This is a genomic window from Microbacterium sp. 20-116, assembly GCF_041079415.1.
In the GTDB taxonomy this organism is placed as follows: Bacteria; Actinomycetota; Actinomycetes; order Actinomycetales; family Microbacteriaceae; genus Microbacterium.
The window spans coordinates 234,764-261,114 of sequence record NZ_JBFYGP010000001.1 but is presented as its reverse complement, the minus strand read 5'-3'; the positions used below and the strand labels follow the sequence as shown (position 1 = coordinate 261,114).

Genomic DNA, 26,351 nt, shown 5'->3' with positions numbered 1-26,351 from the left:
CTCCCACGCCCGCGTCGGCTGCGGTCAGCGCGAGGGCACCTCGCCGGGCTCCGACCCCGAGACGATCGGCACGCGCACCGCGCTGCCCCACTCCGTCCACGACCCGTCGTAGTTGCGGACGTCGTCGAAGCCGAGCAGGTGCTTCAGCACGAACCACGTGTGGCTCGAGCGCTCACCGATGCGGCAGTAGGCCACGATCTTGTCGCCATCGGCGAGCCCCGCACCGTCGCGGTAGATGGCGTCGAGCTCCTCGCGCGACTTGAAACCGCCGTCCTCGGCGACGGCCTTGCCCCACGGCACGCTCTGGGCGCTGGGGATGTGGCCGGCGCGGAGCGCACCCTCTTCGGGGTAGGCAGGCGCGGTGGTGCGCTCGCCGGAGTACTCCTCGGGGGAGCGCACGTCGATGAGCGGATTGCCGAGGTGGGCGAGCACGTCGTCCTTGTAGGCGCGAAGCGCGGAGTCGTCGCGCTCGACGACAGGGTAGTCGGTGCGCTCGACGACCGTCTTGTCGGTGGTGATCGGGCGTCCCTCGGCGATCCACTTGTCGCGGCCGCCGTCGAGCAGACGCACGTCTTCATGGCCGAACAGGGAGAACACCCACAGCGCGTACGCGGCCCACCAGTTGTTCTTGTCGCCGTAGATGACGACGGTGTCGTCGCGCGAGATGCCCTTGGCGCTCAGAAGCTCGGCGAAGCCCGCACCGTCGACGTAATCGCGCACGACCGGGTCGTTCAGTTCGGTGTGCCAGTCGACCTTCACCGAGCCGGGGATGTGACCCGTCTCGTACAGCAGCACGTCTTCGTCGGACTCGACGACCACGAGGCCCGGCTGACCGAGGCGCTCTTCCAGCCACTCAGCCGTGACGAGTCGTCCGGGCTCGGCGTAGTCGGCGAACTTGGGGGAGGTGGTGTCGAACTCGACGGTCACGGGTACTCCTCGGTCAAGGCGATGGACGGTGCGGCATAGGGTGGACACCGCACCATCGACCCTAGATCCGCGGCATGGGGCACGCACCCTCCCCGTAAGACTTGGACACAGGACGGCCATGACCTCCACTCCCGCCACGACCGGCCTCATCCACCTGACCGACCGCGAGCCCGCGGTATCGGGCGCCGACATGGTCAACGCCCTCGTCCCGCCGCCGCAGTTCGACGCCGCGACCTTCGAGTCGTACCGCGCCGACGACGCCTACCCCTCGCAGCAGGAGGCCAAGGTGCTGCTGCAGGAGTTCTCCGGAAAGCAGGCCGCTCCCGCCAAGAAGGGCGGCTTCTTCCGTCGCGCCGAGAAGGTCGCCCCCGTCAAGCCCGGTGTGTACCTCGACGGCGGCTTCGGCGTCGGAAAGACCCACCTCCTGGCCGCGATCTATCACGCGATGCCCGCTCGCCGGAAGTACTTCGGCTCCTTCATCGAGTACACCGCGCTGGTCGGCGTACTGGGCTATGCCAAGGCCGTCGAGCTCTTCCGCGGCTCAGATCTTCTCTGCATCGACGAGTTCGAACTCGACGACCCGGGCGACACGATGGTCATGACGCGCCTGCTCGGTGAGCTCGTGGCATCCGGAACCCGGCTCGCCGCCACTTCGAACACCCCGCCCAATGCCCTGGGCGAGGGGCGCTTCGCGGCCCAGGACTTCCTCCGCGAGATCCAGTCGATGGCCGACAGCTTCCGCACGGTCCGCATCGACGGCACGGACTTCCGTCAGCGCGCGATCGACGGAGAAGCCAAGGTCCTGACCGACGAGGGTTATCGAGAGGCGATGGATGCCGCAGCCTCCGGCTCGGTCGTCGCCGACGACGCATTCCTGGACCTCGTCGACCACCTCGCTCGGGTTCACCCCTCACGCTTCATCCGGCTGATCGACGGGGTCGACGTGATCGGCCTGCGCGACGTGCAGGTGCTGCACGACCAGTCGGCGGCACTGCGTCTGGTCGCTTTCGTCGATCGCGCCTACGACGCGCAGATTCCGATCCGGGCCACCGGCGTGCCGTTGAACACGGTGTTCAGCGAGGAGATGCTGGGCGGCGGGTACCGCAAGAAGTACCTGCGCGCGGTCTCGCGCCTCGTCGCGCTCACGCACTCCTGAGGCGAGTTCATCGCCGGTTCGCGGGCGCAGGAAACGCGATGTTTACCTGAGCGGCCCGGCTGTAACACCCCCGAAACACGGGGCGAACGGCGACGGAACCGGGGCTGTGGACACTGAGGGGACCCGACGCTTTACCTGCGTCCCTGCAGAGAGGTTCCCTCCGAGATGGATCAAGGCAACACCGCATTCATCCTGATAGCAGCCGCCCTCGTGCTGCTCATGACGCCAGGACTCGCATTCTTCTACGGCGGTCTCGTCAAGGCCAAGAGCGTCATCAGCATGATGATGATGAGCTTCGGCGCGATGGGTCTCATGGGCGTGCTGTGGGTGCTCTACGGCTACGCGATCGCGTTCCCCGCGACCGACGCCGGGGTCACCAACGCCCCGTGGCACATCGACGGCGCTGACTTCGGCCTCGCGAACGTTCTCACCACCCCCGAGGGCGCCGCGTACCCGCCGCTCGCCTTCGTCGCCTTCCAGGCCACCTTCGCCATCATCACCGTCGCCCTCGTCTCGGGTGCGATCGCCGACCGCGCCAAGTTCGGCGCGTGGATGATCTTCGCCGGCATCTGGGCCACGGTCGTCTACTTCCCCGTCGCGAGCTGGGTCTTCAACTTCGGCCTCGCCGAGGACGGCTCCTTCAGCTACGGCGGCTGGATCACGCACGGTCTGCAGGACGTCTTCGGCGTCGGCGCGATCGACTTCGCCGGTGGAACCGCCGTGCACATCAACGCCGGTGCCGCGGCCCTCGCGCTCGCCCTCGTCCTCGGCAAGCGCGTCGGCTTCCAGAAGGGCGCCCACGTCCCGCACAACCCGCCGTTCGTCCTCCTCGGCGCGGGCCTGCTGTGGTTCGGCTGGTTCGGCTTCAACGCCGGCTCCGAGCTCGCGGCCGACAACACCGCCGCCCTGGCCTTCGTGAACACGATCGCCGCTCCCGCCGCAGCCCTGCTCGCGTGGCTGATCGTCGAGAAGATCAAGGACGGCAAGCCCACGTCGGTCGGCGCCGCCTCCGGTGCCGTCGCCGGTCTCGTCGCGATCACCCCGGCCTGCGCGGCTCTCACGCCGATCTGGGCCATCGTGCTGGGCCTGCTCGCCGGTGCGGTCTGCGCCCTCGCCATCGAGCTCAAGTTCAAGCTCGGCTTCGACGACTCGCTCGACGTCGTCGGCATCCACCTCGTGGGTGGTCTGCTCGGTACGCTCTACCTCGGCATCTTCGCCAACACGAGCGGCCTCATCTACAGCGGCTCGTTCAACCAGCTCATCGTCCAGGCGATCGCCGCCCTCGCGGTCCTGGTCTACTCCTTCGTGCTGGCCTTCATCATCGGCTTCGCGATCGAGAAGACGATCGGCTTCCGCGTGAAGAACGAGGACGAGATCGCCGGTATCGACACCGTCGTGCACGGCGAAGAGGGCTACGTGCTCTCCGACGTCCGCGGCTGACACCCGCCTCACCCCGAACGGGGCGTCGCCGATTCGTCGGTGGCGCCCCGTTCGTCGTGCCTAGGGTGTGGGTATGGGAACCACGTCTCGTCTGCTGTCGGCCTTTCTCGGGATGTTCCGTTCCGCGCCGCCCACGCGTCGATCCACCCCGGCGCAGCCCACACCGCGTCAGAGCGCCCCTCGTGGCACGGAGACGGTCGAGATCGATCCCCCGAGGCGCTTGACCCTCTCGTACGCGCCGAAGCGCGACAACGCCCCCGACGGCGGAGAGATCGTCTGGACGTGGGTGCCGTACGAGGAGCGCGACGGGCGGGGCAAGGATCGCCCCGTCCTCGTCCTCGGGCGAGCGGATGCCACCCGCTCCTACGCAGTGAGGTTGACCAGCAAGCCGCACGACGGCGACCGGCAGTACCTGTCCCTCGGCACGGGGGAGTGGGATCCCCAGCGACGCCCCTCGTGGATCGACGTCGAGCAGGTGTATCTGGTGCACGACGCGGGTATGCGGCGCGAGGCCGCCGCACTCGACCGCAAGCGCTTCGATGCCGTCGCCGACGCTCTCGCGGCGCGCTACGGGTGGGCACGCTCCTGACGCGGATCCTTCGCCTGATCTCGTCACCCGCCGAGGAACGCTTCGTGAGACCCACGTGAGATTCCTCTCATCTGACGCGATTTTCGACGGATGAGCATTCGTTCTCGCGCGCGCTGTCGATAAATTTCTGCCGTGCCGTTGGATCCCGAAGAGTCGTTCGCGCAGGTGGAAGCCGATGTTCGTCGTGCCGAGCTGCGAGCCGCGCAGATGCCGGCCTTCGAGGCCGCGGTCGACGGCGTTCGCGGTACGGGCCGCTCGCGCGGCAGAGACATCGTCGCGCAGGTGGACTCCGCGGGCCGCGTCGTCGACCTTCGACTGAGCGAAGCGGCTCTGGCGCGCGGAGCCCAGCGCCTCGCGACGGAGATCCTGTCGACCATCCGCCAGGCCGAGGCCGATGCGCGAGAGAGCACCCTGCGCGCCGTGTCCGACCTGCTGGGCGCCGACGACCCCATCGTCGCGCAGTTGCGCGACGCCGAATCCGCCTCACCCGAGAGGACTCTTCATGGCCGATGACATCGCCGTCGACTTCGATCGACTCCGACAGCACGCCGCTTTCGTCGACTCCCTCGTGGGCGACGTGGGGTCGGCTCTCTCCGTCCTCCGCGGCGGCAATCTCCTCCCCGAGGCGTTCGGTCTGCTGTGCGCCTTCCTCGTCCCCCCGGGACTCGCCCTGTCGGCGGCCGCGACCGGACTCCTCGGCGAAGACCAGTCGCTTCTGGTGCGCACCGCCGGCGAGCTCCGCCAGACCGCCGACCAATGGGAGCAATTCGAGAGCGACACCATCGCGACCATCCGCTCGCTCGAGTCTGCGATGGGTGCCTGATGAGCACCGTCGTCGCGCCCGGCACCACTTTCTCCGGCAGCCGCGTCATCGAATCGGGCCGCGCTCTCTCCGAGGCCGTCAAGAGCGGCAATTGGCTCGATGGCGGCATGGCCTTCCTCGACACCCTCGGCGACGCGGCCGCGGCTCTCACCGACCCGATCGGCACGCTCACCGCCTGTGGCCTCGGGTGGGTCATGGAGCACCTCAAGCCGCTGAGCACCTGGCTCGACCAGCTTGCGGGAAGCGCGTCGAACGTCGCCTCCGTCGCATCGCAGTGGGTTTCCGCCGGGTCGTCGATGCGGCAGGCCGGTGCCGACCTCACCCGTCGCCTGAGCGATCTCGACGGCATGACCGGGGGCAGCATCACCGCCTACGTGCGCTTCGCCACCGATGCGGCTGCGCACCTCGGCGCTTCGGGGGAGTGGGCCGAGGCCGCCGCCAGCGGCCTGACCTCGGCCTCCACGCTCGTGACGAAGATGCAGGGCGTGGTCAAGTCGGCGATCTCGAAGGTCGTCGCGACGGCGATCGAGGCGATGGCCGTGGTCGCCGCCTCGTTCGGCCTCGGCATGGGGTACGCCATCGCGCGCGTGGTCATGAAGGTCAACGAGATGGTCAACAAGGTGGTTCGTCCCTTGCGCGCCGTTCTCGGCTCGGTGAAGGCCCTCACGGGTCTGGTTCAGCAGCTGCGGGGCGTCTTCGACCGCACCTCGACCACCACCGCGGCCGCTCTGCAGACGGGCGCACAGTCGATCCGAATCGATGCGGGAAGCGTCGTGGATGCGTCCGACGCCACGCGCTACGGCAACAGCGCCGCCCACGACCTGACGGTTCGCAACGAACGCGCGAACGGCGTCGTGTACCGCCCGTTCACGGTCTCGGGCGAGCACGCCTCGGGGGACTTCCACCTGAGCGGCGCGCAGCCGCTCTCCGGCGCGCCCACGCCCGACGGCTCGGTCGTGGGACACGCTTCCCTCGGCGGGGCCGGCGGCGGTGGCTCTCTCGGCGGCATGTCGACGGTGGATGCCAGGGCGATGACCGGCGTCCCCGGCAGCGGCAGCGGACTCCTCATCGGGGGTACCGCCGGGGGAGCGGCCATGGCCGCGACGTCGATGACGTCGGCTCAGGGAACGGGACCCGGAGGCCTCCGCCCTCCGCTCACGGGAGCGGGCACCTCGCACGGCGCAGGAGCAGGGAGCCGGCAGAAGCTCGGCCAACGGCGCCGGGATCTGCGCGTGGTCATCGAAGACGACTGACGCGCCCCACGACGACGCCCCGGCGCTCGACCTCACGATGGTCGGGCGCCGGGGCGCGGCCATGAGTGCGGCCTGCTGATCGCGCGAACACATCGAGGTGGTCTCGGATCGGCTCGCGGCACACGACCGGGACACCCGACCCGATGCTCAGAGCCGCACCGCCCGCGAAAACAGAAGACCCCCGGGAGAACCGGGGGTCTGACTGTGGGCGATGCCGGACTCGAACCGACGACCTCTTCCGTGTGAAGGAAGCGCGCTACCAACTGCGCCAATCGCCCTCATCCCGAACGGGACTCATCGATCGTACCGGATGCCGAGAGGTGCTTCGAACCAGTGACGGGAGACACGCGCGGGGGGCGCCTCGTTTTGCGCCCGCGCTGAGATCGGGTAATGTCTTACGAGTGCTCGGGGCAAGCCCCGGGAACGAAATGCGGATGTAGCGCAGTTGGTAGCGCACAACCTTGCCAAGGTTGGGGTCGCGAGTTCGAGTCTCGTCATCCGCTCGAGTGGAGGGATCTCCGTCTGGGAAACCGATGGAGCATCACGACACGTGGGTCGAACCACATCACGGTGGCGTGGCCGAGCGGCTAGGCACCGGCCTGCAAAGCCGTTTACACGGGTTCGAATCCCGTCGCCACCTCGCCTCACAATAGAACAGCCTGTATAGGCGCGATTGGCGCAGCGGTAGCGCGCTTCCCTGACACGGAAGAGGTCACTGGTTCGATCCCAGTATCGCGCACCACCTGAGAAGCCCCCGGTTCGCCGGGGGTTTCGTCGTTTCCGGGTGCGGCACAAGACCGGCCGACGACGTGAATGCGACGTACCGTGCAGGATTGTCGCGACGCTCTGGCCGACGACGTTCGCACGACTGTCGCGCAACGGCGCACTCATGCACGAGTCGGTAACCCGCACCCCGAGTTCGGGAGCTGCGCCGAGGGGAGCTCTACCGAGCCGGTCAGGCGGAGAGCCATCGGACCGAGTGGTCGTTCCCGCCGCCAGTAAGGGGGGCTGCGGAGTGCCTGGCGGCGGGAACAACACGAGACTACGTCGTGTCCACCATTTGGGGGACACGTTGGGTCGAGTCTTGTGGTGTCCTTGCGCTGATCTTGCGCTCGCTTTGCGCCGAGAACGTCGCGCGCACAGCGGGCGCATCGTCGAGGCTCAGTATCGTGACCTGGCACCCCGCGGCCCGCCGCCGACGCCCGAACCGCCTCGCGGAACAGGAAGCGAGACCCCCGTGAACAATGAAGCCCCCCTCTTCTCGACCCCGTCGGGTCCGATTCGCGGACGCCGTGAGGGCGCGGTTCTGCGCGCCAGCGGTATCCCCTATGCGCGCGCGAACCGCTTCGATCCCCCGGAACCGCTCGAGGACCGACCCGCACATGACGTGTTCGACGCGATCGCCCCATCTCCCGCCTCACCACAGGCGCCCACCCCGCTGATCGATGCTCTCGGTGACCAGACAGGGGGGCTGCCGATCCGTGAGGACTGCCAGCACCTCTCCATCACCGTGCCCGCCGATCGGGGGACCGACGACGCACCCCTTCCGGTGATGGTGTGGATCCACGGTGGCGGGTACACGAGTGGGGCGGGTGACCTTCCGGTGTACGACCCCGCCGTGCTCGCGCACGAACAGCGGGTCATCGTCGTGACGGTCACCTACCGCCTCGGCGTTCTGGGTTATCTCGGCGACGGTGCGGGACGGCCGGCGAACCTCGGTCTGCTCGACCAGCTGGCGGCCCTCGAATGGGTGCAGCGCAACATCGCGGGCTTCGGGGGAGACCCCGCGCGTGTGACGGCCTTCGGGCAGTCCGCCGGCGGCGACGCGGTCCTGCACCTCATGGCGATCGATCGGGCCCGCGGGCTGTTCGCTCGAGCGATCGTTCAGAGCGCCCCGATGGGAACCATGGGCGCACGCGTCAAGCTCGCGGCGGCGATGAGTGCCGCATCCGCCGAACTCACACCCATCACGCCGGTGGGGGAGCTGGCACGCATTCAGGCGGCCGCCCTGCGGGTCTCGCGCGGCTTCGGGCGTTTCTCTCTCATGCCGTTCGCGCCTCAGCCGGGATTCACCCCGCTCCCTCCCGAGAAACAGATCCGCGAGAGGTGGCTCGAGCGCGCCCCCGGCATCCCTCTGCTCATCGGCGTGACGGCCGAAGAGACGCGGCTCTTCCTGCCGGGGATCTCGGTTCTCGACGGCCTTCGATCCCTCCCGCCGCTCTACGCGCTCGCCTCGATCGCGCTCGACACGGCCATGAACGCCATCGTCTACGGCCACCCCGCTCGTCGGCTCGCCCGTGACTATCGCCGTGCGGGCGGGACGGCGCTTCGTTACGTCTTCCGGTGGCGGGCGAATGACCTCTACCGCGCGTCCCACGCGATCGAGGTGCCCTTCGTCTTCGGCACGGAGTCGACCGGTGCGCATCTCCCCCCGTACGCGGGAGCAAGGCCCGATGAACTCGCCGCCGTCGGGAAGAGCGTTCGCGCGCTGTGGGGCAGCTTCGCACACGGACGGACGGGAGAGATGGCATCCGTCCCCGAGGTTCTCGATCTGTACGGGGATCGAGGCGGGCCGTCAGCGCAACCCACCCCGGCGGAGAGCGCCGCGCACTACGGTGACACCATGACCGTCCCCGATGCCCAGTGGCGCGAGCTCGCCGCCACGCCGTTCGTCTCTCTCGGTACCTACCGCCGCAACGGCGCCCTCGTGGCCGTTCCCGTGTGGATCGCCCGCGACGGGGACGAGCTGGTCGTCACGAGCGAGCGTTCGACGGGCAAGGTCAAGCGTCTGCGCAACGACTCCCGCGTCACGCTGCAGCCCTGCAGCCGCATGGGGAAGGTCGAACCGGACGCCATCCGCGTCGAGGCCGAGGGACGCATCGCCGGACCCGCCACCGACGACGCCCGCGCGAATGCCGCGCTCAAAAGCAAATACGGGTTGCAGTACCGCGCCATCCTCGGCTTCGAGGCCTTCGCCAGGCGGATCCAGCGGAAGCCCGGTGACCGCGTCATCATCCGCATCTCGCGCGACGCCTGATCGGCGGCATCCGCCGCGCTATCCCGAACGCGCAGTCCACCGCAAGGGGTTTGCGCGCGAGAGGGTTTCGAGAGACCGTTCACACAGAGAGCGGTTGCCGGCCCCCGGATCCCGCGTTCCCCTTCTCGCCGAGAGGCGCAGGGCCGTGGGCGGCGGCGACGGGAGTGGAAAATGGGCAAGTTCATCTACGACAGCAACATCAAGGTCGATTTCGAAGACCGGCTGCTGGCCCACCTGCAGGCGGTCATCATGGCCAAGGTCCGGCGAGGCGAGAGCTTCCCCTTCACGTGGAAAGACGACATCAGCACCGGCGGCGGACGCACCACGGTCTACATCCACCCGCACGTGTCGCTGGTGTTCAAGTTCCACGGCAGCCGCACGCCGCAGCTCAGCACGGCCTGGCTGCACGCGCTGACCTACAACGCCAACTCGGGTCGAGGGCTCTATGTCGTGACCGAGCCCGACGAGTTCGTTCCCCGCGAGAGCGTGCGGCGCGAAGAGATGGTGTTCAGCGAAGTTCCGAACGACCAAGCCCCCCACTCCATCCGCGGCTGAGCGGGGAATGGATGCCGAGCCCTCGGCGGTTACCTCCGGTATGAGCAATTGGGCCACCACCAAGCCGTACTTCGAGACCGATGCCGTGGCGCACCTGGCGACACTCATGCGCGACGGATCGCCCCACTCGATCCCGCTCTGGGTCGGGGTGGATGGCGAACGGCTCATGCTATTCACCGAGGTCGACACCCTCAAGGACCGCAACCTGCAGCGCGACCCTCGCGTGGCCATCTCGGTCACGGCATCCGACAACAGCTACTCGATGGCGTTCGTGCGTGGCGTGGCCGTGGAACGGATCGACGGCGACGCCGCCCTGCCGTACGTCGATCGCATCGCACGGCTCTACACGGGCGAGGACTACGGTCTGCGCGAGGGACTGGCGGTCTGGTTCATCGAGCCCGGCAAGGCGTGGTCGCGTACCTACGAGGATTGACCGCTCACCACACGAGCGGCAGGACGCCCAGCAACAGGATCAGCGGCGCGATCACCGCGCCGAGCAGGACGAATCGGCTCCACCGCACCTCGACGCCCGCCGCGACGAGACGGTCGTGCCACAGCAGGGTCGCCAACGACGCCCAAGGCGTGACGATCGGACCGGCGTTCACACCGATCAGCAGCGCAGCCAGTCGCGCGGGAGAGTCCGCCACCGACTCGAGGGCCAGGTAGGCGGGCAGGTTGTTGATGCCGTTCGCCGCGAGGGCGCCGACACCCGCCACCTGCCAGAGCGACACGAGGTCGTCGCCCGAGCCGGCCAGCACCGCGGTGACCCGCCCGATCCCGAGGGCCTCGAGCGCCCCCACGGCCAGGAACAGCCCGCCGGCGAACACCAGCAGAGACCAGGGCACCAGACGGATGCCGAGGGCTCGCGGCGCGCGCCAGGCGAACGCGGCGATCAGGACGAGGGCCGCTCCCGTGGCCGGCATCCAGGGTTCGAGTCCGATGACCAGCAGGGGAAGCAGAGCGACGGTCACCACCGCCGAGACGCGTAGCAGGAGGCGATCCGAGACCTCGGGGGAGGCGGCATCCGGGTATGTCTTCGGCAGGCGGCGCAGGAACACGAGCGTCAGCACGATGACCGACACGGCGATGGCGATGAGCGCCGAGGGACCCAGCAGCGCGAGGAACGCGACGGGGTCGTGACCGCCGCCGAGCGCCTCGGATGCCAGCAGGTTGGTGAGGTTCGACACCGGCAGCACCAGCGAGGCGGTGTTGGCGAGCACGACGGTGACGAAGGCGAAGGGAAGCGGATCCAGTCGCCGCGCCACGGCCATGGCGACGACCACGGGAGTGAGCAGCACCGCGGTCGTGTCCAGCGACAGGAACGCCGTCGCCACCGTGGCGAGGGCCACGACCAGCACCCACAGCAAGGCGGTGCGCCCGCGAGCGATCCTCGCCAAGCGCGCGGCCACGACGTCGAACAACCCCGCCTTCGAGGCCAGTTCGGCGACGATCGTCACGGCGACGACGAAAAGCAGGATGGGCCAGACGCGGTCGGCGACGGCGAGGGCGGCGTCGGCGGGGAAGACGCCGGTGAGCAGCGCGATGAGCCCGAGCACCCAGAGCACGCCGCCGATGATGGCCAAAGTCACCGCTCCACTATGAGGCACGTCGCGTGCGGTCGAGACCACGCCCGCCCGGTAGCCTGGAAACGACCCCTTCAGGAGATGTTCTGTGACTGATTTCCCCGCCGATGGCTTCGCCCTCTTCCCCGACCGTTCGGTCGTCGCTCTGCGCGTCAACGGGGAGTTGAAAGACCTGGCCACGACCGTGACGGCCGACGACCGGGTGGAGCCGGTCACGGTCGACAGCGCCGACGGCCTGTCGATCCTGCGCCACTCGACCGCGCACGTGCTCGCTCAGGCCGTGCAGCGTGTCAAGCCCCAGGCGAACCTCGGCATCGGCCCCCCCGTCACCGACGGCTTCTACTACGACTTCCAGGTCGACGAGCCCTTCACCCCCGAGGACCTCAAGGTCATCAAGAAGGAGATGGAGCGCATCGTCCGCGAGAACCAGCGGTTCGTGCGCCGTGTCGTCAGCGACGACGAGGCCCGGGCGGAGTTGTCCGACGAACCGTTCAAGCTCGAGCTGATCGGGCTCAAGGGCGGCTCGGCCGAGGCGGCCGAGGGCGCGTCCGTCGAGGTCGGCGCCGGCGAGCTGACAATCTACGACAACGTCACCCGAGACGGCGAGACCGCTTGGAAAGACCTCTGCCGCGGCCCCCACGTTCCGGGCACCCGCCTCATCGGAAACGGTTGGGACCTCACGCGCATCGCCGGTGCCTACTGGCGCGGCAGCGAGAAGAACCCGCAACTGCAGCGCATCTACGGCACCGCGTGGCCCACCAAGGACGAACTGCGCGCCTACCAGCACCGTCTCGAAGAGGCCGCGAAGCGCGACCACCGCAAGCTCGGCAAAGAGCTCGACCTCTTCTCGTTCCCCGACGAGATCGGTCCGGGCTTGGCGGTGTTCCACCCCAAGGGCGGCATCATCCGCTACGAGATCGAGCGCTACATGCGCGAGCGCCTGCTCGCCAGCGGCTACGAGGTCGTCAACACCCCGCACATCACCAAGGGCGACCTGTTCATGACGAGCGGTCACCTGCAGTGGTACGCCGACGGCATGTACCCCCCGATGGTTCTCGACGAGGTCGTGGATGCCGACGGGCACGTGTCGCGCGAGGGCCAGGAGTACTACCTGAAGCCCATGAACTGCCCGTTCCACAACCTGGTCTTCCGTTCGCGCGGACGCAGCTACCGCGAGCTGCCTCTGCGCCTGAGCGAATTCGGGTCCGTCTACCGCTACGAGAAGAGCGGAACCCTCTCGGGTCTCACGCGCGTGCGCGGCATGACTCAGGACGACACGCACATCTACGTCACGGCCGAACAGGTCAAGGGCGAGCTGACCCACAGCCTCGACTTCGTGCTGCAGACCCTGCGCGACTACGGTCTCAACGACTTCTACCTCGAGCTGTCGACCAAGGAAGACGGCAACCCGAAGTTCATCGGCGACGACGCGCTCTGGACCGAGGCGACCGAGACCCTCCGCGAGGTCGCCGAGGCCTCCGGCCTCGAGCTCGTGCCCGACCCGGGCGGGGCGGCCTTCTACGGTCCCAAGATCTCGGTGCAGGCGCGCGACGCGATCGGACGCACCTGGCAGATGTCGACCATCCAGCTCGACTTCAACCAGCCCGAGCGCTTCGAGCTCGAGTACACCGGCCCCGACGGCGAGAAGCACCGCCCCGTCATGATCCACCGTGCCCTGTTCGGCTCGGTGGAGCGCTTCTTCGCCATCCTGCTCGAGCACTACGCCGGAGCCTTCCCGGTGTGGCTCGCGCCCGTGCAGGTCGTGGCCGTTCCCGTGGCCGCCGAGTACGGCGACTACCTCCAGGGCATCGTGGCCGACCTCAAGACCCGAGGCGTACGCGCCGAGGCCGATCACAGCGACGACCGCATGCAGAAGAAGATCCGCACGCACACCACGCAGAAGGTGCCGCTCATGCTGATCGCGGGGGAGCAGGACCGCGCGGGCGGCACGGTCTCGTTCCGCTTCCGCGACGGCACCCAGCTCAACGGCATCCCCGTCGACGAGGCTGTCGCGCGCATCACCGGGGCGATCTCGGCCCGGACACTCGTCAACACCGCCGAGGATCTCGCGTGACCACCGATCCGGATGCCGTCGCGGCGGACTCGTCGCCGGTAGCCGGCCCGACACCCGCCAGCGACGGGTCCGGATCGGTCACGACCGGCGCCGAACTCGTCGACGCCGTGACGCTCACGGGCGTGCCCGACGAGTTCCAGCGCCTGTGGACTCCGCACCGCATGGCGTACATCTCGGCGGGCCGGGAGCCTATGGAGCAGAACTGCCCGTTCTGCGCCGCCCCCGACAAGTCCGACGAGGACGGTCTGATCGTCGCGCGCGGGAGGACCGCTTACGTGCTGCTGAACCTGTTCCCGTACAACTCGGGCCACCTGCTGGTGTGCCCTTACCGCCACATCGCGACGTACGACCAGGCCACCGACGAAGAGGTCGCCGAGATCGGCGCGCTCACGCAGCGCGGCATGCGGGTGCTCCGGGCGGTGTCGAACTGCGACGGCTTCAACCTGGGGATGAACCAGGGCGCGATCGCGGGAGCCGGCGTCGACGGGCACCTGCACCAGCACATCGTTCCCCGCTGGGCGTCGGACGCGAACTTCTTCCCGATCATCGCGAAGACGAAGGCGCTGCCCCAGCTGCTCGGCGACGTGCGCCGCACGGTCTCCGACGCCTGGGGAGAGTGAACACGGCGGTGCCGGTCCGCGGATCGTCTTCGCGAACCGGCACCGTCGTTTCAGGCGTTACAGACCGTCATGGTGCATCGCCTGGATGAGCCGCACGTTGCGGTCGAACGCGGTCTCACTGAACTCGTCCGAGTAGTTCAGCCCGTACGGCCACATGTGGCTGCCGCCGCAGTTGATCCGCGCGTCCGGACCATCCCACGACTTCAGCAGGGGTAGGGCGGAGGGCCAATCCTGCGCGTCGCATTTGGCCTGAAAGTGGCCGGCTGTGCCTACCCCGACGGTGTGCGAGATCTCGTGTAGCGCCGTCCCCTCGACCATGTAGGAACGATTGCTTCCGAAGCGGATGTCACCGTTGATGCTGGCCTCGGCCGTGGGGACGCCGGGTGCGTAGGAGACATTCAGGTGCCGCCAGGTGTTGTTGAACTTGTTGTACCGGGCAAGCGCACGGTCCATCGCGTCCCTGATGCGGGCGTAGGCATCGAGCTCATCGGCCGACGGGCTCGACGACTCGTAGAGGGTGTAGGTCATCTTCGACACGTTCGGGTCCGTAAGGCGCCAGCGCTGGACGCCGGTGCCGTCACAGGTGACCTGCGACAGCAGCCCCCCGTCGGCAGGGGACGCGACACTCTGCAGGCAGAGGTTGTTGTACTTGTTGCGGATCTCGGTCCAGCCGCCTCCGACGTCGGTCAGCTGCCACTGCTGCACGTCGCCGCCCCAGCACGACCACTGACGCACCTCCGATCCGCTCGTGGTGGCGAAGTTGTAGTTGTCGAGGCAGAGGTTGCTGAACCTGTTCTTGATCTCGGCGTAGCCGTTTCCGAGATCGGTGATCGCCCAGAGCTGATTCTGGCCCTCGAGGCAGGTCCACTGGCGCACCTCGGCACCCGGCTGAGTATCGAAGGCGTAGTCGTCCATGCACAGGGTGTTCTGCTGATTGCGAATCTCTTGGTTCGTGCCCGTGCCGACCGGCGCGGTCGGTGCGGCCGAGGCGGGGGAGGCTGAGCCGAACACGGCGAGACAGAGGGCAAGGGATGTCAAGAGCGCGCTGCCCAGGCTCCATCCTCGACCTCTTGCTCGGGACGTCGTCGTCCGAGACATGTGAGTACCTTTCGTTGTGCCGGACCGCCACGAGGCGAGCCCGGGTGGGGCGGGGGAACGCCGCGCGCCGCAGGCGGGGAGTGCCGGCCGGAAGCGCACGACAGCGCGTCGTCGGGGAGGGGGTTGCCCGGCAGACCGCGACCCCTGACGGGATCTGCGGAGACGCGTTCTCGCGGGGCGTCGACTCCAGTGTTAACGCTCACATACCCGCTTGGGTGCGATCTTCTCGTCGCGAACCGGCCTCTGTCAAGGCGTCTTTGGACGTCATGCGTAACGCGTCGGACGAGAGCGCTCCCAGAACCTCGAGCGACCACGTATCGAGCAAACCGGGGTTATGCACAACCCCCGTCCGCGACGAGAGCGTTCCCGATAGCGTCACGGCATGAGCTCTCGGACTCGCCCTCTGGTTCTTTCCCTCACGCTCGCCGCCGTCCTCCTCGGGACGACAGCCTGCATCCCGCTGCCGAGCCCGCTCGGGCCCGACGGCGCCGCGGGGCGGCCGACCTCCGCTCCCGACGGCACGCAGAGTCCGGTGCCCGAGGAGTCGACCACCGCCGATCCCGACGACGTGTCCGACGTCTTCGCGGAGCGGGAGGAGTACTTCCGCGAGCAGCAGCTTCCGATGGACGGTTCACCGCTGGTCGCGGTCACGCCCGCCCAGAAAGAATTCATCGCCGAGCAGCGGGCATACGTCGAGCAGCAGGGTTCGGCCTGGACGTCGGCCGACGAGAGCCTGGCACTGGCCCTCGCCGGAGACGCGTGCGAGACGGCGATCCTCAATCGCCATCAGGTCGATGCCTCGACCATGAACACACACGTCGCGACCTCCCCGCTGTTCGCCCAACTCATCCCGAGCGACCTCCAGGGCGCCGCGCGCACACAGGCCGAGAAGCCCATCGCGAGCGTCATGGTCTTCGGCGCGACCTTCATGTGCCCCGCCGACGGCGACGCTTGGGTCGCCGCGTATCGAGAGGTGTACGGCGGCTGAGCCGCGTCAGCGCACCTGGCGGACGGCGAACTGCAGACGGGGGTTCGCGTAGGCCTCCTGCGACTCGATGAGTCGCAGTTCGCGCGATCCGGATTCGAAGGTGTTCGAGAGCAGATCGAAGACACTCGACGCCGTGCGCGCCAGGGCGTCGGCCGCGTCGCCGCTGCGGCAGTAGTGGGCGGTGAAGAGCGCCGCCGTCACATCTCCGGAGCCGTTGGCCTTCATGGGGATGAGAGGCGTCTGCACGATCCACGCGCCGGCGTCGTCGACGACCATCATCTCGATGGTGTCGGCCTCTCGGTCGGGGCGTTCCACGCTCGTGACGAGGATCGTCCGCGGACCCCGCTCGCGCACGAGGTCGGCCGAGGCGAGGGTCGAGTCGATGCCGTCGGGCTCGGTGCCGGTGAGGAATCCGAGTTCGAACTGGTTCGGCGTCAGGATGTCGGCCACCGGCACGACACGCTCTCGCAACAGCTCGGGAATCGCGGGCGCCACGAAGCAGCCCGACTTGGCGTTGCCCATGACGGGGTCGCAGGCGTAGACGGCATCCGGATTCGCCCTCTTGACCCGCTCGACGACGTCGATGATGACGTCGGCGATGCCCTCGCCGCCCTGGTAACCCGAGAGGACCACGTCGATCTCGGGGAAAACGCCGCGCTCCTCGATACCGGTGAGCACGTCGGCGACGTCGGCGGGAGAGATGAGGGGTCCGCGCCAGGCGCCGTAGCCGGTGTGATTGGAGAAGTTGACCGTGTAGACGGGCAGAACCTCGACGCCGATGCGCTGGAGGGGGAAGACGGCGGCGGAGTTGCCGACGTGCCCGAACGCGACGGCCGACTGGATCGAGAGAACCTTCATGCCTCGATCCTCCCACCTCGGACGCCCGGACGGAGTGCGCCCGCGGCGACGGCGAGGTCGTCGGCGAGGGCGGCGGCCGAGGCCTCGTCGAGGTCGTGCACCGTCAGGCGCAAGAAGGCGCCGGCGTGGTCGGGGGAGAGGAAGAACGGATCCCCCTCGCGTACCAGCCAGCCGCGGTGCATGAGCTCCTCGCGGACGGACGCGGCCGGAACCGGCAGCGGCACCCAGAGGTTGAGGCCGTCGCCCGGAGCCACCGGCAGTCCCCGTTCGGTGAGGGCTGCCGCGAACGCGGCGTTGCGCGCGGCGTAGTGCTCGGCGGCCGCCTCGATGTCGGCTCGAACGGAATCGTCGGTCACGAGGGCGAGGGTCATGCGCTGCAAAATGTGGCTCACCCACGTCGTGCCCGGTGTGAGACGGACGGCGAGACCATCGGCCGTGTCGGGATCGGATGCCGTGACCGCGAGGCACGTGTCGGGCCCGAGGAACTTCGACATCGACCGGATGCGCGCCCACCGGCGTTGCGAGGGACCGATGACCGAGTGCAGGGGAGCACGCGACAACAGCGAGAAGTGGTCGTCCTCGATCACCAGCACGTAGGGGTGCTCCGCGAGCACCTCCCGCAGGGCCGCGGCGCGCTCGGCGCTCAGGCTCGCCCCCGTGGGGTTGTGCGCACGGGGCGTACAGATCACGGCGCGAACGCCGGCCTCGAGGGCTGCGCGCAGTCCCCCGACGGTCATGCCCTCGGCATCCACCGCCACCGGCACCGCGCGATACCCGCCGGTGCGGACCGTGTGCAGCGCCGACAAGAAGCACGGGTCCTCCAGCGCCACGGCGTCGTCACGCTGCAGGACCTGCGCGAGGAGGCGCTCGATCGCGTCACTCGCGCCGCTGGTGACGGTGATCAGCAGATCGTCATGGGGCAGCTGGTCGGCCATCCAGCCGCGGGCCCAGGCCTCCAAGCCCGGGTCGATGACCGGCTCCCCGTAGAGCACCGGGCGCGTCGAGCGCGCCAGGGCCGCGGTGGGGTCGGGAATGAGCGCGGGGTCGGGGTTACCGGTACCCACGTCGCGCAGGACGGTATCGGGCGTGTAGCCCTCCTGAGCGACGGCGGTACGGTCGGCGACACGCGTGCCGCCGCGGCCTCGCGCCTCGACGAGCCCCGCCTGCGCAAGCTGGCGGTAGGCCGCGACGACCGTGTTCCGGTTCACGCCGAGGTCGGCGGCGACGGCCCGCACCGACGGGAGGAGCGTCCCCGGTGAGAGCTCGCCCCGCTCAATCCGCTCGCGCAGGTCGGCGGCGATGCCGGATGCCGATCGGCCGGTCATATCGATGGTCATAGCCCCCCTGAGTCGAGACCAGCCTATGTCCTGCGCCATGCTACGGTTTGGCCTAAGCCAATTAGACGCGCCCCGAAGCGCGCATCTCGCGCCCCCGGGCGCCGAACGGAGTGGACATGACCGACACCGGAACCTCCCGCGTCAAGCGCGGACTCGCCGAGATGCTCAAGGGCGGCGTCATCATGGACGTCGTCACCGCCGACCAGGCGCGCATCGCCGAGGACGCCGGCGCCGTAGCCGTCATGGCGCTCGAGCGTGTGCCCGCCGACATCCGCGCCCAGGGCGGCGTGGCGCGCATGAGCGACCCCGACCTGATCGACGACATCATCGCGTCGGTGTCGATCCCGGTCATGGCCAAGGCCCGCATCGGCCACTTCGTCGAGGCGCAGATCCTTCAGGAGCTCGGCGTCGACTACATCGACGAATCCGAGGTGCTCTCGCCCGCCGACTACGTCAACCACATCGACAAGTACGACTTCACCGTGCCGTTCGTGTGCGGGGCGACCAACCTGGGCGAGGCGCTGCGCCGCATCACCGAGGGCGCGGCGATGATCCGCTCGAAGGGCGAGGCCGGCACCGGCGACGTGTCCGAGGCCACCAAGCACATCCGCACCATCCGGGGCGAGATCAACGCCCTGCGCGCCAAGACCAAGGACGAGCTGTACGTCGCCGCCAAGGAGCTGCAGGCACCCTACGACCTGGTTGCCGAGATCGCCGAGACCGGCGAGCTGCCCGTCGTGCTGTTCACGGCCGGGGGCGTGGCCACTCCCGCGGACGCTGCGATGATGATGCAGCTCGGCGCCGACGGCGTCTTCGTGGGCTCGGGCATCTTCAAGTCGGGCAACCCCGCCCAGCGCGCGGCGGCCATCGTGAAGGCCACGACCTTCCACGACGACCCCAAGATCGTGGCCGAGGCCTCGCGCGGACTCGGTGAGGCGATGGTCGGCATCAACGTCGCCGACCTCCCCGCCCCGCACCGCCTCGCCGAGCGTGGCTGGTAAGCCCCGCGTCGGCGTTCTCGCACTCCAGGGAGACGTGCGAGAGCATCTCGCGGTCCTGACCGCCCTCGGCGCCGACGCACGCCCCGTGCGCCGGCCCGAGGAGCTCGCCGCCGTGGAAGGCCTCGTCCTTCCCGGCGGCGAGTCGAGCGTCATCGACAAGCTCGCGCGCGCCTTCGGCCTCTTCGACCCCATCCGCGAGGCGATCGCGTCCGGGATGCCGATGTACGGCACGTGCGCGGGACTCATCCTGCTCGCCGACCGCATCGACGGCGCCATCACCGGCCAGCGGACCTTCGGGGGCATCGACGCGCGCGTCGCCCGCAACGTCTTCGGCAGCCAGACCGCCTCGTTCGAGACCGACCTCGACGTCCCCGTCCTGGGTGATCCGCCGGTGCACGCCGTCTTCATCCGTGCGCCCGCGGTCGTCGAGTGGGGACCGGATGCCGAGCCCCTGGCATCCCTTCCCGATGGACGTGTCGTGGCGATCGAGCAGGGCGCACTGCTGGGCACCGCGTTCCACCCCGAATCGACGGGGGAGACGCGCTTCCACCGCCGACTCCTGGACCACGTGTCCACCCGACACAGCACGCGCGCGCCCGCGCTCTAGACTGGAAGCCATGTCCGGACACTCCAAATGGGCCACGACCAAGCACAAGAAGGCGGTCATCGACTCCCGCCGCGCCAAGTCGTGGGCCAAGCTCATCAAGAACATCGAGGTCGCCGCGAAGCTCGGTGGAGCCGACCTCCAGGGCAACCCCACCCTCTTCGACGCCGTGCTCAAGGCCAAGAAGACCTCGGTCCCCAAAGACAACATCGACCGCGCGATCAAGCGCGGTGCCGGTATCGGCGGCGAAGCCGTCGAGTACACCTCGATCATGTACGAGGGCTACGGACCCAACGGGGTGGCCTTCCTCATCGAGTGTCTGACCGACAACAAGAACCGCGCCGCAGCCGAGGTGCGCACAGCCCTCAGCCGTAACGGCGGCACCCTCGCCGACCCGGGCAGCGTCGCCTACAACTTCAGCCGCAAGGGCGTCATCGTGGTCCCCTCCGAGGGCACCACCGAAGACGACGTCATGCTCGCGGTCCTCGAGGCCGGAGCCGAAGAGGTCGAGCCGCACGGCGAGGGCTTCGGCGTCATCACCGAGGCCTCCGACCTCGTGTCGGTGCGCAGCGCTCTGCAGGATGCCGGCATCGAGTACGACTCCGCCGACGTCGAGTTCGTCCCCTCCCTCAAGGTCGAGGTCGACGCCGACACCGCCCGCAAGGTGTTCCGCCTCATCGACGCTCTGGAAGACAGCGACGACGTGCAGAACGTGTACACCAACTTCGACATGACGGCCGAGGTCCAGGCCGAGCTCGAGAACGACGAGTAAGGGCGCGCCCTCTCCTCGGCACGGCCCCCGGCGCTTAGCGTGGGGGCCGTGTCTCGTTCCCTCCGCGTCCTCGGCATCGACCCCGGACTGACCCGCTGCGGCCTCGGCGTCGTTGACGTCTCGCCGAACCGCACGGCCTCTCTCGTGCACGTGGGCGTCGCGCGGTCTGCACCGACGGATCCGATCGAGAAGCGCCTCGCGGCGATCGCCGCCGGCATCCGCGAGGTGCTCGTCCGACACCAGCCGCACGTCGTCGCCGTCGAGCGCGTCTTCGCCCAGAACAACCTGCACTCGGTGATGGGCACCGCCCAAGCCAGCGGCATCGCGTTGCTGCTCGCCGCCGAACACGGGCTCGCCGCCGCGACCCACACGCCCAGCGAGGTCAAGGCCGCGATCACCGGTTACGGCTCCGCCGACAAGCTGCAGGTGCAGACGATGGTCGCGCGGGTGCTGCGTCTCGGCTCCCTTCCGCAGCCCGCGGACGCCGCCGATGCCCTGGCCATCGCCCTGTGCCACGCCTGGCGCGGGGGAGATGCCGCAGCGTCGGGCGACGACACTCTGACACCCGCGCAGAAAGCCTGGCGGGATGCCGAGAAGAAGCGCACCCCGCCGACGCGTGTCGCTCGAACACATGTACGAACGGGCGCGTAAGCTGGTCCGATGATCTCCTCGCTGCACGGTACGGCGGCTCACGTCGCCGACGACTCGCTGGTCATCGTGGTGGGAGGTGTCGGCTTCGCCGTCGCGGTGACCGCCCAGCTGGCACGCACGGTGCACGTCGGCGACGACGTCCACCTGCACACCAACCTCATCGTGCGCGAGGACGCGCTGTCGCTCTACGGGTTCGAGGCCCGTGAAGAACTCACCGTCTTCACGCAACTGATCAGCGTCACCGGCGTCGGCCCGAAGTCCGCCCTCGGCGTGCTGTCGTCGCTGACCGTGCCGCAGATCGCCCAGGCCGTGGCCGACGACGACGACGCACCGTTCCGCCGCGTCTCGGGCATCGGCCCCAAGACCGCGAAGCTCATCGTCGTGCAGCTGGCCGGCAAGCTGCAGGTCGCGCCGTCCGCGGCTCCCGCCGCCGCCTCGCCGCACGGACAGATTCCCGCGCAGGTCACGCAGGCGCTCGTGGGCCTGGGCTGGACGGAACGAACCGCGGCCGAGGCCGTGGCATCCGTCGCCGAATCCGCCTCCGAGGCCGACCGCGCCTCGGTCCAGTCGCTCCTCCGCCTCACTCTCGCTCTGCTGGGTCCCGCCCGGAAGGAGAGCGTGAGTGGCTGACGTCCGCGACGCCGGAACGCCCGACGACGAGGTCGAACTCGCTATCGAAGGCGCCCTGCGCCCCACCTCGCTCGCCGAGTTCGTCGGTCAGCAGAAGGTGCGCGGCCAGTTGCAGCTGCTGCTCGACGCCGCCCGGATCCAGCAGCGCTCGCCCGATCACATCCTGCTCTCGGGTCCTCCGGGGCTCGGCAAGACCACCCTCGCGATGATCGTGGCCCACGAGAGCGGTCGGCCGCTGCGCCTGTCGAGCGGTCCCGCGATCCAGCACGCGGGCGACCTCGCCGCCCTGCTGTCGTCGCTCACGCCGGGGGAGGTGCTCTTCATCGACGAGATCCACCGCATGGCGCGCTCGGCGGAAGAGATGCTCTATCTCGCGATGGAGGACTTCCGCATCGACATCATGGTGGGAAAGGGCGCGGGCGCGACCAGCATCCCCCTCGACCTCGCTCCCTTCACCCTCGTGGGCGCCACGACACGCGCGGGCCTGCTGCCCAACCCGCTGCGCGACCGCTTCGGCTTCACCGCCCACCTCGAGTACTACGAGCCGGAAGAGCTGGAGCGGGTCGTCTCACGCTCGGCATCCATGCTCGATGTCGGCCTGCCGGGCACCGCGCGCTCCGAGATCGCCCGCCGTTCGCGAGGAACTCCCCGTATCGCCAACCGCCTGCTGCGGCGTGTCCGGGATTACCTGGTCGTGAACGGCCCGTCGACCGGTACCGACGAGGGTCACGCCGACGTGCGCACGGTCGGCGCCGCCCTCGATCTCTACGATGTGGATGCCATCGGGCTCGACCGTCTCGACCGGGCCGTCCTCGACGCCCTCGTGCGCCGATTCCGCGGGGGACCGGTGGGGCTCAGCACCCTGGCCGTGGCCGTGGGAGAAGAGCCGGAGACCATCGAGTCGGTCGTCGAGCCGTACCTCGTGCGCATCGGATTCATGGGTCGGACCCCGCGCGGCCGTGTGGCGACTCCCGAGGCGTACGACCACCTCGGAGCACCCCATCCCGACGGCATGCTCCGGTTCAGCCAGGGGTCATGACCTATACTCGGCGGGGGATTCCCCGACCCACGCTAGGCAGTGCCGCACGGCGCGCCTGATCTGAAAGGTGCACCGCCTCCATGGACTCCAGTTTCCTCCTGCTCATCCTGTTCGCCGGACTGCTCGTCTTCATGTTCCTGAGCTCCCGCCGGCGCATGAAGAAGCAGAAGGCCGAGCTCGAGCAGAAGGCTCGCGAGACGGTCCCCGGCGCCGAGGTCCTGCTGCAGGGCGGCCTCTACGGCACCATCGTCGAGTACGACGCCGAAGACCTCGACAAGCCCGCGCACGTCGAGATCGCCCCCGGCGTTGTCATCAAGGTGCACAGCCAGGCCATCCTGCGCATCGTCGACCCCGCCGCGGGCACGGTGACCGAGGACGAGTACATCGAAGCCGAGGAGACCGAGGCCGAGTACGTCGCCGGTGTCGCCGATGGCGACATCACCTCGATCAGCGACGACCAGCGCGCCGCCCGCCAGCACGCCGCCGACGCAGAGCGCGATGACAAGGACCGCCCCGCGGTCTGATCGCCCCTCCCGCCGTTTCGTTCACCGCCGCACAGAAAGCCGACTCCGTGGCGCCCTCGACTCCTGTCCGTCACGCCTGGCGCGTTTTGACCGGATTGCTCGCCATCACCGGCGTGCTCTTCGGCATCAACGCGCTGGGCGTGTACGTCTTCAACGCCAGTTCCTGGACCCCTGAGCTCGCGCTCGACCTCCAGGGCGGCACGCAGATCATCCTGCAAGCCCAGACCACCGACGGCGCCGCGCCCGACAGCGAACAGCTGGCTCAGGCCGTCACGATCATCCGCCAACGCGTCGACGCCTCGGGCGTGGGTGAAGCCGACGTGGCCACCGAGGGTGGCCGCAACATCGTCGTGCAGATCCCCGGCCAGGCCGATGAGGCCACGCGCCAGCGCATCCAGAGCTCGGCCCAGCTGCAGTTGCGCCCGGTGCTGTTCAGCGGCTCGCCGGCGACCTCGTTCGTGGGTCAGGACGGTGTCTCCACGCCGTACCCGACGCCCGACCCGAGCCTGCCGTCGACGCCGACCGCCTCGCCGACCAATGCGAGCGACCCGGCCTACATCACCCCGGCTCTGCAGGCGCAGTTCCTCGCGTACGACTGCGCGAACCCGCCGAGCAATCCCGCCCAGGCTCCGGCCGATCAGCCGATGATCACGTGCGGCACGAACGACGGGCAGAAGTACATCCTCGGCCCCGTCGAGCTCGACGGCACCGACATCTCCAACGCCACCAACGGCCAGGAGCAGAACACCGGCCAGTGGGCCGTCAACCTCGTCTTCAACGACCAGGGCACGCAGAAGTTCGCCGAGATCAGCCAGCGCCTCTACGGAGCGCAGCCGCCGCTGAACCAGTTCGCGTTCGTGCTCGACGGCTCCGTGCTGTCGGCACCGTCCATGAACGGCATCATCGTCGACGGTCGCCCCAGCATCACCGGCTCGTTCACGCAGGAGTCCTCGAAGGCCCTCGCCGACCAGCTGAAGTACGGTGCTCTGCCGCTGAGCTTCCAGGTGGTCAGCTCCGACACCGTGTCGGCGACGCTCGGTTCGCAGCAGTTGCAGGTCGGCTTCATCGCCGGCCTCATCGGCCTCGGTCTCGTCGCGATCTACTCGCTCATCGTCTACCGCGCGCTCGGGACGGTCATCATCGCCTCGCTCGGCGTGATGGCGGTGCTGACGTATCTCGCGCTGTGCGTCCTGGCGTGGCGAGCGGGCTTCCGCCTCTCGCTCGCGGGCGTCGCGGGTCTGATCGTGACGATCGGCTTCACCGCCGACTCGTTCATCGTCTACTTCGAAAGAATCAGAGACGAATTGCGCGATGGCAAGTCGATCACCGCTGCCGTCGAAGACGGCTGGTCGCGCGCCAAGCGCACGATCTACATCTCGAAGTCGATCAACATCCTCGCGGCCGTCGTGCTGTACATCCTCGCGGATGCCACGGTGAAGGGCTTCGCGTTCACGCTCGGCCTCACGACCGCGATCGACATCTTGATCTTCATCCTGTTCACGCACCCCGTGATGCAGTTGCTCGCTCGCACGCGCTTCTTCGGCTCGGGTCACCCCCTCTCGGGGATGGACCCCAACGCCCTCGGCGCCGTGTACCGCGGTCGCGCGCAGTTCCGGGCTCCCGTGGTCGACGCGGGCCGGGTGAAGAAGTCTCGCGGCGAGGCGCAGCGTCGGCAGACGATCGCCGAACGCAAGCAGGCCGAACTGGCGGCCGCCAGCCGCGGTGATAGCCGCTCCACGAAGGAGGGAGACGACTGATGCGCTCCATGTCGCAGCTCGGTAACGACCTCTACTCGGGGAAGACGTCCTTCCCCTTCGTGCAGCGTCGTCGCCTGTGGTTCATCATCGCCGCGGTCCTCGTGATCGGCGCGGCCCTCGTGCCGCTGTTCCGCCCCGTGCAGTTCTCGATCGAGTTCACCGGCGGCTCGCAGTTCACGGTGTCCAACCCGTCGACGTTCGACCAGGCTCTGGCCACGCAGGCCGTCACCTCGGTCGTCCCGGATGCCGCGACGCGCGTCACCACGATCAGTGATCAGTCCGTGCGCGTGCAGACCGACCAGCTGGACAACGACCAGACGCAGGCGGTCTCGGCCGCCCTCGCGACGGCATACGACGTTCCCGCCTCGGAGATCACGAACTCGTTCATCGGACCCACCTGGGGCAACGACGTCACCCGACAGTCGCTCTGGGGTCTGTCGATCTTCCTCGCGCTGACCTTCCTGATCCTGGCGCTCTACTTCCGCACGTGGAAGATGTCGGTCGCCGCGATCATCGGTCTCGTCGACGTGCTCGTCATCACCATCGGTGTCTACGCCGTCTTCGGCTTCGAGATCTCGCCGGCCGCCGTCATCGGCTTCTTGACCATCCTCTCCTACGCCCTCTACGACACCACCGTCGTCTTCGACAAGGTGAGAGAGAACACCAGAGACGACGGCGAGATCTCCGGTCGCACGTTCGCGGAGTCGGTCAACCTCGCCGCCAACCAGACGCTGATCAGATCGATCAACACCACGGTGGTCGCGATCCTGCCCGTCGGCGCGATCCTCTTCATCGGTGTGCCGCTCGGCGCGCGCACGCTCAGCGACATCTCGCTGTCGATCTTCGTCGGCACGATCGTCGCCGCGTATTCGACGCTCTTCGTCGCCGTCCCGATGTACGCCCTGCTGCGCGAGAAGGAGAAGCCGATCGCTCAGCGCGACGCACGTGTCGTGGCGGCTCGCGAGAAGGCGGGTGTCCCGGCCTGAGGCCGGGGCTCCGCCCCCGGGGTCCCACCCGCGGACCCCGCCTTGGACT

At 68.8% G+C, this 26,351-nt stretch carries 26 protein-coding genes and 4 tRNA genes; 24 read left to right on the top strand and 6 right to left on the bottom strand.

All coding sequences use genetic code 11. The features are described 5' to 3' along the window. Positions 1 to 24: 24 nt before the first annotated feature. Positions 25 to 927 (bottom strand): sulfurtransferase, encoded by a 903-nt coding sequence (locus tag AB6V29_RS01170; protein ID WP_210075070.1) that lies wholly within the window; start codon positions 925 to 927, stop codon positions 25 to 27. Positions 928 to 1,045: 118 nt separating this feature from the next. Between AB6V29_RS01170 and zapE the strand changes: the two genes are divergently transcribed. The 6 genes from zapE to AB6V29_RS01140 all read left to right on the top strand — a co-directional run bounded on the left by zapE (position 1,046) and on the right by AB6V29_RS01140 (position 6,188). Then, the gene (zapE, locus tag AB6V29_RS01165; protein WP_369356564.1) at positions 1,046 to 2,083 is read left to right on the top strand and encodes a cell division protein ZapE; all 1,038 of its coding nucleotides are present in this window, start codon (positions 1,046 to 1,048) and stop codon (positions 2,081 to 2,083) included. Positions 2,084 to 2,248: 165 nt separating this feature from the next. Continuing rightward, positions 2,249 to 3,523: an ammonium transporter gene (locus AB6V29_RS01160; RefSeq protein ID WP_267787267.1), complete on the top strand. Its 1,275-nt coding sequence runs from the start codon at positions 2,249 to 2,251 to the stop codon at positions 3,521 to 3,523. 73 nt (positions 3,524 to 3,596) lie between these two features. Continuing rightward, positions 3,597 to 4,112: a type II toxin-antitoxin system PemK/MazF family toxin gene (locus AB6V29_RS01155; protein ID WP_267787268.1), complete on the top strand. Its 516-nt coding sequence runs from the start codon at positions 3,597 to 3,599 to the stop codon at positions 4,110 to 4,112. A gap of 132 nt (positions 4,113 to 4,244) precedes the next feature. Further along, on the top strand, positions 4,245 to 4,625 hold the full coding sequence (locus tag AB6V29_RS01150; protein ID WP_267787269.1) for a hypothetical protein: 381 nt from the start codon (positions 4,245 to 4,247) through the stop codon (positions 4,623 to 4,625). After that, positions 4,615 to 4,935, top strand: coding sequence for a type VII secretion target (locus tag AB6V29_RS01145; protein ID WP_210075081.1), 321 nt, complete (start codon positions 4,615 to 4,617; stop codon positions 4,933 to 4,935). The genes AB6V29_RS01150 and AB6V29_RS01145 overlap by 11 nt, the downstream gene beginning before the upstream one ends. Next, entirely contained in the window at positions 4,935 to 6,188 is a 1,254-nt protein-coding gene (locus AB6V29_RS01140) for a hypothetical protein (RefSeq protein ID WP_369356561.1), read from the top strand. The genes AB6V29_RS01145 and AB6V29_RS01140 overlap by 1 nt, the downstream gene beginning before the upstream one ends. Positions 6,189 to 6,393: 205 nt before the next feature. On the opposite strand, the gene AB6V29_RS01135 is transcribed toward AB6V29_RS01140, so the two are convergent. Further along, positions 6,394 to 6,466 (bottom strand) — tRNA-Val (locus AB6V29_RS01135). 152 nt (positions 6,467 to 6,618) lie between these two features. Here AB6V29_RS01135 and AB6V29_RS01130 point away from each other — a divergent pair. From AB6V29_RS01130 to AB6V29_RS01105, 6 genes are all read left to right on the top strand, one after another. After that, positions 6,619 to 6,691, top strand: a tRNA-Gly gene (locus AB6V29_RS01130). A 66-nt stretch (positions 6,692 to 6,757) separates the two neighbouring features. Further along, a tRNA-Cys gene (locus AB6V29_RS01125) sits at positions 6,758 to 6,828 on the top strand. A 27-nt stretch (positions 6,829 to 6,855) separates the two neighbouring features. Further along, positions 6,856 to 6,930: transfer RNA gene (locus AB6V29_RS01120), tRNA-Val, on the top strand. A gap of 495 nt (positions 6,931 to 7,425) precedes the next feature. Continuing rightward, positions 7,426 to 9,225: a PPOX class F420-dependent oxidoreductase gene (locus AB6V29_RS01115; protein WP_369356559.1), complete on the top strand. Its 1,800-nt coding sequence runs from the start codon at positions 7,426 to 7,428 to the stop codon at positions 9,223 to 9,225. A 171-nt stretch (positions 9,226 to 9,396) separates the two neighbouring features. Then, entirely contained in the window at positions 9,397 to 9,780 is a 384-nt protein-coding gene (locus AB6V29_RS01110) for an ATP-dependent DNA ligase (RefSeq protein WP_267787322.1), read from the top strand. 7 nt (positions 9,781 to 9,787) lie between these two features. Continuing rightward, on the top strand, positions 9,788 to 10,213 hold the full coding sequence (locus AB6V29_RS01105; RefSeq protein ID WP_267787323.1) for a TIGR03618 family F420-dependent PPOX class oxidoreductase: 426 nt from the start codon (positions 9,788 to 9,790) through the stop codon (positions 10,211 to 10,213). Positions 10,214 to 10,217: 4 nt separating this feature from the next. On the opposite strand, the gene AB6V29_RS01100 is transcribed toward AB6V29_RS01105, so the two are convergent. Further along, a complete protein-coding gene (locus AB6V29_RS01100) occupies positions 10,218 to 11,369 on the bottom strand; it encodes an SLC13 family permease (RefSeq protein WP_369356556.1) in 1,152 nt (383 codons plus the stop codon). An 82-nt stretch (positions 11,370 to 11,451) separates the two neighbouring features. Between AB6V29_RS01100 and thrS the strand changes: the two genes are divergently transcribed. Together thrS and AB6V29_RS01090 are read left to right on the top strand one after the other, a co-directional pair. Further along, positions 11,452 to 13,437: a threonine--tRNA ligase gene (gene thrS / locus AB6V29_RS01095; RefSeq protein ID WP_307316784.1), complete on the top strand. Its 1,986-nt coding sequence runs from the start codon at positions 11,452 to 11,454 to the stop codon at positions 13,435 to 13,437. 107 nt (positions 13,438 to 13,544) lie between these two features. Next, entirely contained in the window at positions 13,545 to 14,057 is a 513-nt protein-coding gene (locus AB6V29_RS01090; RefSeq protein WP_307317952.1) for an HIT domain-containing protein, read from the top strand. Positions 14,058 to 14,114: 57 nt separating this feature from the next. On the opposite strand, the gene AB6V29_RS01085 is transcribed toward AB6V29_RS01090, so the two are convergent. Next, the gene (locus AB6V29_RS01085) at positions 14,115 to 15,095 is read right to left on the bottom strand and encodes an RICIN domain-containing protein (protein ID WP_307316782.1); all 981 of its coding nucleotides are present in this window, start codon (positions 15,093 to 15,095) and stop codon (positions 14,115 to 14,117) included. A gap of 442 nt (positions 15,096 to 15,537) precedes the next feature. On the opposite strand from AB6V29_RS01085, the gene AB6V29_RS01080 reads away from it, so the two are divergent. Continuing rightward, on the top strand, positions 15,538 to 16,143 hold the full coding sequence (locus tag AB6V29_RS01080) for a hypothetical protein (RefSeq protein ID WP_369356554.1): 606 nt from the start codon (positions 15,538 to 15,540) through the stop codon (positions 16,141 to 16,143). Between the two features lie 6 nt (positions 16,144 to 16,149). On the opposite strand, the gene pdxY is transcribed toward AB6V29_RS01080, so the two are convergent. Both pdxY and AB6V29_RS01070 read right to left on the bottom strand, forming a co-directional pair. Beyond that, entirely contained in the window at positions 16,150 to 17,001 is an 852-nt protein-coding gene (gene pdxY / locus AB6V29_RS01075; protein ID WP_369356553.1) for a pyridoxal kinase PdxY, read from the bottom strand. Then, positions 16,998 to 18,338, bottom strand: a complete 1,341-nt coding sequence (locus AB6V29_RS01070; protein WP_369356551.1) for an aminotransferase class I/II-fold pyridoxal phosphate-dependent enzyme — start codon at positions 18,336 to 18,338, stop codon at positions 16,998 to 17,000. Before AB6V29_RS01070 ends, pdxY begins: the two co-directional genes overlap by 4 nt. 116 nt (positions 18,339 to 18,454) lie before the next feature. Here AB6V29_RS01070 and pdxS point away from each other — a divergent pair, with 116 nt between their 5' ends. The 9 genes from pdxS (at position 18,455) to secF (ending at position 26,302) form a co-directional block, all read left to right on the top strand. Then, on the top strand, positions 18,455 to 19,339 hold the full coding sequence (gene pdxS / locus AB6V29_RS01065) for a pyridoxal 5'-phosphate synthase lyase subunit PdxS (protein WP_210075101.1): 885 nt from the start codon (positions 18,455 to 18,457) through the stop codon (positions 19,337 to 19,339). Continuing rightward, the gene (gene pdxT / locus AB6V29_RS01060) at positions 19,329 to 19,946 is read left to right on the top strand and encodes a pyridoxal 5'-phosphate synthase glutaminase subunit PdxT (RefSeq protein ID WP_369356548.1); all 618 of its coding nucleotides are present in this window, start codon (positions 19,329 to 19,331) and stop codon (positions 19,944 to 19,946) included. The genes pdxS and pdxT overlap by 11 nt, the downstream gene beginning before the upstream one ends. A 10-nt stretch (positions 19,947 to 19,956) precedes the next feature. Next, the gene (locus tag AB6V29_RS01055) at positions 19,957 to 20,715 is read left to right on the top strand and encodes a YebC/PmpR family DNA-binding transcriptional regulator (protein WP_210075105.1); all 759 of its coding nucleotides are present in this window, start codon (positions 19,957 to 19,959) and stop codon (positions 20,713 to 20,715) included. Positions 20,716 to 20,763: 48 nt separating this feature from the next. Next, positions 20,764 to 21,366, top strand: a complete 603-nt coding sequence (gene ruvC, locus AB6V29_RS01050) for a crossover junction endodeoxyribonuclease RuvC (protein WP_369356546.1) — start codon at positions 20,764 to 20,766, stop codon at positions 21,364 to 21,366. Between the two features lie 9 nt (positions 21,367 to 21,375). Next, positions 21,376 to 21,996, top strand: coding sequence for a Holliday junction branch migration protein RuvA (gene ruvA, locus AB6V29_RS01045; RefSeq protein ID WP_369356544.1), 621 nt, complete (start codon positions 21,376 to 21,378; stop codon positions 21,994 to 21,996). Further along, positions 21,989 to 23,035, top strand: a complete 1,047-nt coding sequence (ruvB, locus tag AB6V29_RS01040) for a Holliday junction branch migration DNA helicase RuvB (protein ID WP_056231660.1) — start codon at positions 21,989 to 21,991, stop codon at positions 23,033 to 23,035. Before ruvA ends, ruvB begins: the two co-directional genes overlap by 8 nt. 80 nt (positions 23,036 to 23,115) lie before the next feature. Further along, complete coding sequence (yajC, locus tag AB6V29_RS01035) at positions 23,116 to 23,559, top strand: preprotein translocase subunit YajC (RefSeq protein ID WP_210075113.1); 444 nt, start codon at positions 23,116 to 23,118, stop codon at positions 23,557 to 23,559. A 47-nt stretch (positions 23,560 to 23,606) separates the two neighbouring features. Beyond that, positions 23,607 to 25,316: a protein translocase subunit SecD gene (gene secD, locus AB6V29_RS01030; RefSeq protein ID WP_210075115.1), complete on the top strand. Its 1,710-nt coding sequence runs from the start codon at positions 23,607 to 23,609 to the stop codon at positions 25,314 to 25,316. After that, a complete protein-coding gene (gene secF / locus AB6V29_RS01025) occupies positions 25,316 to 26,302 on the top strand; it encodes a protein translocase subunit SecF (RefSeq protein WP_210075118.1) in 987 nt (328 codons plus the stop codon). Before secD ends, secF begins: the two co-directional genes overlap by 1 nt. Positions 26,303 to 26,351: the final 49 nt, after the last annotated feature.